1 protein-coding gene is annotated in these 1,766 nt (G+C 57.9%); it reads right to left on the bottom strand.

Going from position 1 to position 1,766, the window contains the following annotated elements; translation table 11 throughout:
* Nucleotides 1–133 precede the first annotated feature (133 nt).
* Nucleotides 134–1,766: hypothetical protein (locus tag ABJK56_RS01000; RefSeq protein ID WP_347242803.1), on the bottom strand; the 1,633-nt coding region annotated here is incomplete at its 5' end.

Raw genomic sequence — 1,766 nt, 5'->3', positions numbered from 1 at the left:
AGCTGCGCCGCACGCGCGCATTTTCAAAAACTGGGGTTTTTGGGACAGGCTCTACACTAGCCTGCTCCACACTCTTGAAATCTGCACAAAAGAGTCAAGTTTTGGGTGAGTGTGAAGGAAGTCGAAATGCGGATTAGTTGAGCATGTGGGCCTCCTGGAGCATTTGGTCGATTGCTTGGTGGAGCGCCTGGAATTTGTCGCGCAGGGGATGTGGAACATCCACGTGGCAAGGCGGCTCTGCGGCGGCAGCCAGACCCGGACGAAGCACCCGCTGGTAGAGCCGGGCCAGGAAGAGGCTGATGCTGCGGCCGTAGGGGGTCAGTTCATAACGGGTTGTGCCGGGCTTGCGACAGATCAGCCCCTTGAGCCGGAGACGGCGCAGGTCGTAGGTCATCTGGCCCGGTGTGTACTGCTCCAGATCACACCCCAGCAGAGCGGCGACCTGTTGACGCAACTGACGGTTCCGAAAGCCCACAGGCAATGTCAGAAACAAGCAAAGCGCCAACAAAAGGGCCATCACTCTGGGTTGACCAAACTTGAGGCCCGGCGCTTTCTGACCGTCGGGGGTGACGGTAGGCTCGATGAGCCGCTGCATGCTCTGCTGGCTAAACCGGCAGTTTTGACTGGTCCGTTCCACCTCCAGCAACCGATGGTTGATATGCCGCAGGATTTGCTTGAGATGAGGTAAGTTCTTGAGGCTTTTGCCCACCCCGAAGTCTCGGGGATCGTTGATGGTGCCCTCGGTGCGAAGGCCGCGTCCTTCCTTGAAATACTGCTTCAGATCGAAACTCTTGTAGCCCACATGCAAGCTCGGCGCCACTCCGCGGGTGATCACGCGGGTGGCAAATTGGCCCGGAGTGGAGCCAGTGATCTTGCGCTCGAATAGCAACTGCACCCGCTCCGGGCGGCCCAGGTCCAGGTTCTCACGGATGACCTCCTCGAAAAACTCCCGGCCATGCACCGGACGGTCAAACACCCGGGTCAGGGAATACTCCAGTTGCCAGATCGACAAGCAGGGTTTGTAGCCGGCTTGAAAATCGACATGGTCCAAGGCAAAGGGGAGTCGTTGGAGCCAGCGGTCCAAGAACTCTTGGATGTGTTCAGGCCCCAGTTGATCGCACAATTGCTGCAGCCGATCCGGATTCTCACACCGCCAGAAGCCATTGTCCAAGGACTCGAAACCAAGACCCTCTTTTTGAAGTCGGCGTTTGGCCCATTCATGGCCGTTGAGATAGACCTTGATTGGGTAGGGAGCGTAGGTGCAGAACTTGATGAAGCTTTCGCCAAATTCAGGGTCGTGGAGATAGAAATAGTAGTGCTTAACAAACACGGGCTGGCGCGAGTACTGGAACCGGACCGGTCCGCCCGAATCCTTGTTAGCCCTGGTGCCTTTGAAGGCCTGTGCTTTCTCTTGGGCCACGCCCACAAAGACGACCCCGTCTTGGGTCGGATGTTGGCGGCGCATGGTCCGGGCGATCTTGTCTTTGCGCTCTCCTTTGCGGAACTGGACCACCGGCACATGATGCTTCTGGATGTATTCGTCCACGCGCCGGACAAAGCCCTGAGTGATCTGGCCCAGCAGCGCCGGGGAAGCCACCGGGAAATGCAAGTGCTGGACCAGAAAGCGGACCAAGCCGGCTTCGGTTTGCAGGCCGGGGACATAGCCGTTGAGGTAAAGTCGGTCTAGACATTCGACGGTGAGGGTGACATGTTCGTCGAGGATGTCTTTAACGGTGGGTCTGGGGGCAGGCTGAGTTTTTGTCATG

The organism is Thermogutta sp., assembly GCF_039793925.1.
In the GTDB taxonomy this organism is placed as follows: Bacteria; Planctomycetota; Planctomycetia; order Pirellulales; family Thermoguttaceae; genus Thermogutta.
This window is presented reverse-complemented; position numbering and strand designations above follow the sequence as displayed.